Annotated in this window: 5 protein-coding genes and 1 pseudogene; all 6 read left to right on the top strand. The window is 64.8% G+C overall.

Features of this window, described 5'->3' with window-relative positions:
• The coding region (locus ACOTYN_RS25255; protein WP_421634790.1) for an Ig-like domain-containing protein at positions 1-1,754 on the top strand (1,754 nt) is incomplete at its 5' end.
• A 79-nt stretch (positions 1,755-1,833) separates the two neighbouring features.
• Entirely contained in the window at positions 1,834-3,750 is a 1,917-nt protein-coding gene (locus tag ACOTYN_RS25250) for a TolC family protein (protein WP_241448998.1), read from the top strand.
• A 14-nt stretch (positions 3,751-3,764) separates the two neighbouring features.
• Positions 3,765-4,646, top strand: a complete 882-nt coding sequence (locus ACOTYN_RS25245; RefSeq protein ID WP_001548177.1) for an efflux RND transporter periplasmic adaptor subunit — start codon at positions 3,765-3,767, stop codon at positions 4,644-4,646.
• Positions 4,647-4,717: 71 nt separating this feature from the next.
• Positions 4,718-5,992: an efflux RND transporter periplasmic adaptor subunit gene (locus tag ACOTYN_RS25240; protein ID WP_316964520.1), complete on the top strand. Its 1,275-nt coding sequence runs from the start codon at positions 4,718-4,720 to the stop codon at positions 5,990-5,992.
• Position 5,993: 1 nt separating this feature from the next.
• Complete coding sequence (locus tag ACOTYN_RS25235; protein WP_214575361.1) at positions 5,994-8,132, top strand: HlyD family efflux transporter periplasmic adaptor subunit; 2,139 nt, start codon at positions 5,994-5,996, stop codon at positions 8,130-8,132.
• Between the two features lie 378 nt (positions 8,133-8,510).
• A pseudogene (locus ACOTYN_RS25230) lies at positions 8,511-8,801 on the top strand (Tn3 family transposase); the annotation flags it as partial.
• Positions 8,802-8,882 lie beyond the last annotated feature (81 nt).

The following is an 8,882-nucleotide window of genomic DNA, read 5'->3' as shown; positions in this document are numbered from 1 at the left end:
ACGTCGGCCAGGACACCTTCACCTATACCGTCACCAGCGGCGGCGTCACCGAAACCGCCCAGGTCACGCTTGAGGTCACCAACACCCCGCCGGTCGCGGTGGCGGATAAAGCGAGCACCCTGCCGGAAACGCCGGTCAGCGGCAATCTGCTGACCAACGACCGCGACGCGGACAGCGACCCGCTGCACGTGGCGGAGATCACCGTCGGCGGCGCGACCTACGCGCCGGGGGACATCATTACGATCCCGGGCCAGGGCACGCTGGTGGTTAACCGCGACGGCAGCTATCTGTTTACCCCGGCAAGCGGCTGGTCCGGCTTTACGCCAGTGTTGAACTACACCCTGAGCGACGGCAACGACGGCGGCACCGCCACGGGCGAACTGCGCCTGCTGGTGAACCCCGTAGCCGAGGCGTGGGTGAAAGAGGCAGGTCTGGTCGATACGGCCAGCGGCGCGCAAACCACCACGGGCGCGATGGCCGTACTGTCGCTGGAGCCGGTGGAAAGCCTGACCATTGGCGGCCAGACCCTGACGCTTGCGCAGCTCCAGGCGCTGAGCGCCCAGGCGCCAGTGGATATCGCAACGCCGGACGGCGTGCTGTCGCTCACCGGTTTCCAGGTGGACGGCGAAGGCCGCGCGACGCTGCAATACCGCTTCACGCTGACCCAGGCGGTTAACCAGCCGGGCGAATCCACCACCCGCGAAGAGATTCGGTTCTCCGTCAACGGCCAGCAGACCCGCGCGCCGGGCCTGCTGCGCGTCAATATTCTCAACGACGCGCCGGTCGCGGCAGCGGACGACAACAGCATCGACCAGGATCGCGGCCAGCAGGCGGCGTCGGGCAACGTCTTTAGCAACGACGCTATCGGCGCAGACGGCGCCGCGGCGGGCGGCCCGGTGAGCGCGATTTCCTCCGTGAACCTCAACCGCGCGGGCGCGGTCGGCGGCGTAAGCCTGGGCGAGTTCGGCGCCCTGACGCTCGACGCCCGCGGCAACTACAGCTATGTGCTGAACCGCAGCAACAGCCGCGTGGCGTCGCTGGACGCCAACGCCACCCTGAGCGAGGTGTTCACTTACACCATTACCGACGCCGACGGCAATACCAGCCAGGCGCAGCTGACCATCGTTATTCACGGCGTGACGCCGCCGCAGTCGGTACGCACAGGCGATCAGCACTTCCCGAGCTACTACACCAACTACGAGCTGTCGCTCGATCAGCCGTATTCGCCGGGTCTGTTTATCCTGCCCGCCATCTACGGCGTGTACAGCGACCAGTTCTCTCGCAAGGTGGAGCTGAACCGCAAAATTACCGAGCTGGGCCGCGGCATGAATGACAACGGCACGCCGGTGCTGGAAGACGGCATTCTCTTTACCCGCTGGGTAAACACCACGCTGCAACGCAGCGTGGTGAACACCTTCGCCGCCACCGGTATCGGTTCGCAGCTGCTGGGCGATCACTTCAGCCACTTCTCGCTGAATAAATCCGTACAGCCTGCGCCCGTGCTGGAAAACGCGCCGGAACGTCCGCCGCTTAACGAGCGCATCAACGAAAGAACCACCGTGCAGCAGGAGCGCGGCGAGAAAACCCCTGATGCGAAGCAGGCTCACGCCGCCGCGCCGGGCGTGGTGATCGTGCCGCAAGCCGCCGCCCGACCAGGCGCGCCGTCACTGGCGGCGCAGGTCGACGCGCTGGCCCGTAACCGCGTCGCCGCGCCGGAACCGGTCACCGTGGGAGGCGCCACACCGCATCGTTAATCGCGCAACTCCAAAAACCTTTTACACCGGCGGCGCCGCGCCGCCGGATTGTTAACTCAACACTTTAAGCATAACAATGATGACGACTTTAACTGCCGTAACCCCGACTGCCGTACGTTCTGCGCCTCTGCTCGCCCCTGTCGCCGCACTGGTTTCCGCGCTGCTGTTAAGCGGTTGCGGCACCATTAAACCTGAACCGCTGACCCAGGATGAAATCGGCGCGCGCGTCAGCGCCGACCGCGCCGCCATGTACCGCGACCAGCAGCCGGTCTCTGGTCCGCTGACCCTGTCAGACGCCATGGCCCGCGCGCTGAAATACAACCTCGACTACCGCCTGAAGATGATGGAAATCGCCCTGTCGCGCGGCATCCTGGATATCTCCCAGCAGGATATGCTGCCGAAGTTGATGACCGATGCCGGCTACCGCTGGCGCGACAACGATTCCGGCGGCACCAGCGTCGGTATCGAAGACCGGGTCGTCAGCCTGCGTCCGTCCACCTCTGAAGAGCGCGAGCACCTGCTGGCCGACGCCACCTTCTCCTGGGACGTGCTCGATTTCGGCATGAGCTACTACCGCGCGAAGCAGCAGGCGGATAACGTCAACATCGCCGAAGAGCGTCGCCGCAAGGTATTGCAGAATATTGTCCAGGAGGTGCGCGACGCGTACTGGCGCGCGCTGGGCGCACAGCGTCTGCTGAGCGAAGCGCAGCCGCTGGCCGAAGAGATCCAGACCGCGCTTGAGAAAACCCGCGAAGCGGAGCGCGCAGGCATTCTGCCGCCGGTCGAGGGCCTGGAGTACCAGCGCGCCCTGCTCGACGCGGTGGCGCTGCTGAACCAGAAGCGCCAGGAGATGCAGATGGCGAAAAGCGAGCTGGCCGCCCTGCTGAACCTGCCGTCCACCACCGACTTCACCTTACAGGACGTCGCCAATCCGGCGCTTTCCGGCGTGCCAAGCCAGCTTGATACGCTTGAGCAGATGGCGCTGGAACGCCGCCCAGAGCTGCGTGAAGAAGATTACAAAACCCGCATCGACGTGCTGGAAACTAAACGCCAGATCGCCTCGCTGTTCCCGAACCTGAATCTGTTCGGCGGCATCAGCTACGACTCCAACAGCTACCTCTACAACAACAGCTGGGTGCAGGGCGGCGTGGGCGTTTCCATGAACCTGTTCAAGCTGCTGAGCGCGCCGGCCATCAGCCGCACCAACGACGCGCGCCTGGCCACCGACAATGCCCGCCGTATGGCGCTGAGCATGGCGGTGCTGACTCAGGTGCGCGTCTCGGTTGAGCGCTACAAGCTCGCGGTGTACGACTACCAGATAGCCCAGGAGTCCGCCCGCGTCGACCAGCGTCTGGCGAGCATCTCCCGCGCCGGTTCCGACAACTCGCTCTCAAGCGACCTGGAATCCCTGCGCACCCAGGCGCGCTCCATCGTCTCCCGCTTCCAGGAAGCCGCCTCCTACGCGCAGGCGCAGTCCGCCTATGGCCGCGTGCTGAACTCGGTAGGCATCGACCTGCTGCCGGAAAAGGTGACCAGCAGCGATCTGCCGACCCTGTCGCGTGAAATCAACCAGAGCCTGGTGGCGGGCGAGAAGCAGGTCTTCACCCAGAGCGCCGACGCGGTAGTTTCCCGCCATCCGGTCAGCGTCACCCTGGGCCGCCTGCCAGCGGGCGTCAACAAGAGCGCGATTTATCAGTCGGTCACCCATGTGCTGGCCGCCAACCAGCTGGTGCAGGGCAACGGCGCCGACAGCGTGAAACTGCAAATGAACCTCAACCTTGAACGCGCGTCAGGCTCGCAGCGCGGCGTGTGGGAAATGGCGGTCTATAACGCCCAGGGCGCGCAGGTCGCCTACCAGAAATACACCAGCTATCTGCCGAATGACGTCAACACCCGTTCGGTCAGCGCGCTGGCAGAAGCCGCCGCGCTCTCCGTGGTGTCCGACCTGCATAAAGCGGCAGGCGACACCGGCGTGATGACGGCAAGTAACCCTTAATAACAGGAACAGGTATGAACAACGTGAACGAAGGCTGGCGCAGCGTCCGCGCGCTCATGCCGCTGACGGGCCTGGCGCTGTGCGCCAGCGCCTTCGCCGCCGACCCAACCCCCGCTGCGGCGGGGGCAGTCGCAACGCCGGATGCGGCCGTTGCCGCAGCGCCTGAGAGCGCGCCTGACGCCACCGCCGACAACGGCGCCGCGCCGGTGCGTTTTCTGGTGATGGCCAACCAGGAAAGCCCGCTATCAAGCGTGGTGGCCGGGCGCGTGTCGCAGGTCAACGTTGAGCTGGGCGATACGGTCAAGGCAGGCAAACTGCTGGTGACGCTGGACTGTAGCGAGCTGAAAGCCCGTCGCGACGCGGCAGACGCCGAGTACAGCGCCGCGCAGATCAAATATGAAGCGAAGGCGAAATTGCAGGGTCTGCATTCCGCAGGCGCGCTGGAGGTTGGCCTTGCCGCCGCCGACGTGAACCGCACCCGCAGCCAGATCAAAATCTTTGAAGCGCAGCTGGCGCAGTGCCGCTTTACCGCGCCGTTCGACGGCCGCGTGGCGCGTATTTACGTCAAAGAGGGCCAGGGCGTCGGCGCAGGCGCGCAGGTTATCGATCTTGTAAGCAACGGCACCCGCAAGGCGCGCCTCAACGTGCCGTCAGGCTGGACCACCTGGCTTGCGCCCGGCGCGCAGCTTGACGCGGTGGTGGGTGAAACCGGCAAGCATTACCCGATGACCGTCACCCACATCAGCGGCCGCGTGGACGCCGTGAGCCAGACGATTGAGATTGAAGCGGAATTTGGCAGCGACGCCCAGGACGTACTGCCCGGCATGAGCGGCCGCGCGACGCCAGTCTGCCCGAAAGCGGCGGCGCAGTGCCAGAGCGGGACGACCAACTCGTGAGCATCGCCCTGTTCTATTCTCTCGCGGCGCGCGTGAAAGCGGCGCGCAGCCCCGAAGAGCTGGGTTTTGTGATGTGTAACGATACCCGCTCGCTGGTGGAGTATCGCCAGGCGGCGCTGCTCGCCGTTTCCGCCACCGGGCGCGCCCAGCTTGCGGCGCACTCCGGCCTGAGCGACACCGACCGCAATACCCCCTACGCGCTGTGGCTTGCCGCCGTTGCCTGCGACATCGCGCCGCGCTGCGCCGCGCTGCCGGAAACCGCCCGCGTGATGCCGCTGTCGCCGGAAATGCTGAGCGAGTCGCTGGCGCGCGAGTGGGACGAATGGCTGCCGGGCCACGTCTGGGTGCTGGCACTGACCGGCCCGGACGGCAAGCTGCACGCCCTGCTGCTGCTGGCCCGCGATACCCCGTGGCCGACGCAGCTTGGCGTCGAAAGCCCCGAATACGCCCTGCTCCAGCTGGCGAACCTGTACGGCTACGCCTGGTGGGCGCTGGTGGCGCGGCCTTCTCGCCTGCAACGGCTGCTGCCCGCCACGGTGCGCCGACGCGCGGGTCTCGTGTTGCTGCTTCTGCTGCTGGTTATGCTGATCCCGATTCGGGAATACACGCTGGTGCCCGCCGAGGTGATTTCGCTTAACAGCGAAGTGATCGCCGCGCCGAGCGACGGGGTGATTCACCAGATGAAGGTGCCGCCGAACACGCCGGTCGTGGCCGGACAGGTGCTGGCGGAGCTGGATGATACGACTCTAAAAAACCGTCTCGCCATTGCTCAGGCGGAGCTGGCGACCGCCACCGTCAATATGCATCAGGCGTCTCAGCAGGCGATTGAAGACCCGAACGCCCGTGCGGAACTGGCTCTGACCGAAGGCAAATGGCGCGAGCAAAAGGTGCAGGTTGCCTCGTTGCAGCGCGAGCTGGAGAAGCTGTCGATCCGCGCCCGCAGCAGCGGCGTGTTTGTCTACACCGACCCGGACGACTGGGCGGGCCGTCCGGTACAGACCGGCGAGCGCATCGGCCTGCTGGCGGACCCGACGAAGCTCGGCGTGCGCGCCTGGGCGCCTGCGGCGGAATCCACCAACCTGAACCCGCACGCGGCGATGACCGTATTTCTTAAGGTCGCCCCGCTGCACCCGCTGACCGCGCGGCTGGATTACGCCGGTTACGAGACGGTGGAAGCGCCGAACGGCGTCGCGAGCTACCTGCTGCGCGGCACCGTAACCGACCCGTCCAGCGCCGCCCGTATCGGCTTGCAGGGCACGGCCCGCGTCTCCGGCGACTGGAGCCTGCTCGGTTATCTGATTTTCCGTCGTCCGCTGGCGACGCTGCGCGCCTGGTGTGGATTCTGATATGCAAACAGCCGCGACGCTCCCGCCTGCGGGCGGGACAGCTCTTGCGCAGCCGCAGCCGCTGCCGCTGCCGCCGCTGCGCGACGAGCTAAAAATTCACCCGGCGGGCAACAACCGCGACGGCTCGCCCGCCTGGCATCTGGCCGACCCGGTGCGCAACCTCTATTTCCGCCTGGGCTGGCTGGAGCTGGAGATGCTGCGCCGCTGGCCGCTCGGCGCGCCGCAGGCGATTGCCGACAGCATCAGCCAGGAGACCACCATGACGGTGGACGAACAGGATGTGTTGCAGTTCCTGGGCTTTTTACAGCAGCAACAGCTGCTGCGCCGCGGCGCGTTCAAAGCGCGCGGCTCGCTCTGGCGGCGTATTCTGCACGGCTACCTGTTTATCCGCCTGCCGCTGGTGCGCCCGGAGAAAGCCCTGCGCCGCATGCTGCCGTGGGTGGAGTGGCTTTTCAGCGCGCCGTTTCTACTGCTGACCGCCGTCGCCGCGCTGGCAGGCGTCGTTCTGGCCGCGCGCCAGTGGGATAACGTCGAGGCCGCGCTGCACGGCGCCCTGAGCTGGAACGGGGCGCTGGCCTTCGCGGTGGCGCTGATCCTCTCCAAATGCTGGCACGAACTGGGGCACGCCTTTATGGCGACCCGCTACGGCGTACGCGTCGGCCATATGGGGGTGGCGCTGCTGGTGATGTGGCCGATGGCCTACACCGATACCGGAGAGAGCTGGAAGCTGTCGCAGTCCCGCCACCGGCTCTCCATCGCCAGCGCGGGCATTATGGCCGAGCTGATGCTGGCGGCCTGGGCGACGCTGTTCTGGAGCTTCGCGCCGGAAGGCAACGTTAAAGGCGCGCTGTTCTTTCTCGCCACCACCGCCTGGGTGCTGACGGTGGCGGTGAACGCCAGCCCGTTTATGCGCTTTGACGGCTACTTTATTCTCAGCGATACGCTGGACTACCCTGGCCTGCACGAACGGGCGGGCAACTGGGCGAAGCGCTGGCTGCGCTGGCACCTGCTGGGGCTTGAGGATCCGATCCCGGATAACGTCTCGCCCGCCTTTGCCCGCTTCCTCACCCTTTTCGCCTTCGCCACCTGGGTTTACCGGCTACTGCTGTTCGTCGGCATCGCGCTGGTGGTCTACAACGCCTTTTTTAAGGCGCTCGGGCTGGTGCTGTTTTTTATTGAGATAGTCACTTTTGTGGTGCAACCGATGTTTCGCGAACTCAAAATCTGGCGCGCGCGCCGCCGGGAAATCGCTCCGGCGCGCCTGCTGCGCCTTGTCGCCGTCGCACTCGCGCTGGGGCTTTCGGTCTTTCTGCCCTGGTCCGGGCAGGTCTCCCTGCACGGCGTGATGGAGGCGGGCGTGGCGCAGCCGGTTTACACGCCCTATGCCGCCCAGCTTGACAAGGTGCTGGTGCAGGAAGGCCAGCAGGTCAAGGCGGGCCAGAAGCTGTTTGAACTGGTGGCCCCCGTCCCGGCGGACGAGCAGGATAAGGCGCTGGCGCTAAGCCAGGCGTGGCAGACCAGCGCCCGCGGCGCGATGGCGCTCGATAAAAACGGCGCGGCGAAGCAGGTGGTCGCCGACCAGATGGCGCGCCAGTACGCCATTCAACAGCGGGCCAGCGCCGTTGAGCTTCAGCGGCTCCAGCTGGTGGCGCTGGAGGATGGCGTGGTGCATGACGTTGAGCAGACCCTGCGCCCCGGCAGTTGGGTCTCGCCTGGCACCCGCATCGCAAGCGTGATCGACACCCACCGCTGGCGCGTGAAGGCGCTGGTCAGCGAAACCGACCTGGCCCGCCTGCGCGACGGCGCGACGGCGCGGGTTTATCAGCAGGGCCGCTGGCAGCCGCTCGCAGGCGCGGTAGTAACCATCGACCACGACGCCATCCGCCGTCTGCCTAATCTGATGCTGGCGCAGAGTCACGGCGGCCCGGTGGCGCTGAACCCGGTTGCGCCCGCCAACGAACTCCGTCCCGCCGCCGTCTGGTACCGGGTAGTGATCGAAGGCATCTCCGCCGCGCCGGTCAGCAAAGAGCAACTGGTACGTGTTGACGTGGCGAGTGACCGCCAGAGCCTGGCTCACGGCTGGGTCAACAGCGTTATGCTGATGCTTATCCAGCAAACTGGCTTTGGTAAAGAGGGTTAGCGTGCGATTTTCGCGCCAGGCCGCCTGGCCTGGCGCGGGTTTTCTCCCAACCGCGGTTTTAGGTTAAACCCCGTTTCGCCAGAGCAAACTGGCACCTACGTTTTGTTAGTCTGTTCGGTGTTCTGCAACTGGACCCGGAGGTTATATTACTTGCAGGCGTGCAGCTGATGCTCGCAAGACTCGTTGGTTTCTGTTTCCGGAGGTGTGGTTATGCAAAAAATTGTCTGCAAAACGCCACGATTGTCATCACTGGCATGTCGAGTTGTTTCGGCCACGAGGCCGCCCTGCGGCTGGCGGAGATAGGTGCCAACGCCATGCTGGCAGCCAGACGGAACTGGAGGCGCTCGCCGCCGATATTGTCACGGCGGGCGGCAATGCGAAAGTGATCTGAAAATTACCGAACATTACACCGATACAGCGGGCTTCACTGAGCATGTTTTCACCCTGATGCATCTGCTGGGATTCGCTTTTTCGCCAAGGATCCGGGATATTCATGAGAAGCGGCTGGTTATTCATCAAAAGGCCGAGCGTTATTCCGGGAAACAGTCCGTCATATCAACAACCAGCCTAAATCTCAAAGACATTGAGGCGCGCAGGGATAAAATATTGTACCTGGCAGCCTCAATTAAACAGGGGATTGTCACCGCATCGCTGATAATGAAAATGTTAGGGAAGGTGCGAATAAGCAGGTCATTTCTTCCCAAGCTGACTCGCTGATTAAAATTTCGCGGATCTGGGCCGATTTTTTTC

Source organism: Enterobacter cloacae complex sp. IR5458 (genome assembly GCF_049238025.1).
Taxonomy (GTDB): Bacteria; Pseudomonadota; Gammaproteobacteria; order Enterobacterales; family Enterobacteriaceae; genus Enterobacter; species Enterobacter kobei.
Note: the sequence above shows the minus strand (reverse complement) of the source record. Positions and strands in the feature narration are given on the sequence as shown.

What these genes read in the sequence shown, in the direction of transcription:
- ACOTYN_RS25250 (WP_241448998.1), top strand. Translation starts at nt 1,834, where the DNA reads ATGACGACTTTAACTGCCGTAACCCCGACTGCCGTACGTTCTGCGCCT.
- ACOTYN_RS25245 (WP_001548177.1), top strand. Translation starts at nt 3,765, where the DNA reads ATGAACAACGTGAACGAAGGCTGGCGCAGCGTCCGCGCGCTCATGCCG.
- ACOTYN_RS25240 (WP_316964520.1), top strand. Translation starts at nt 4,718, where the DNA reads ATGTGTAACGATACCCGCTCGCTGGTGGAGTATCGCCAGGCGGCGCTG.
- ACOTYN_RS25235 (WP_214575361.1), top strand. Translation starts at nt 5,994, where the DNA reads ATGCAAACAGCCGCGACGCTCCCGCCTGCGGGCGGGACAGCTCTTGCG.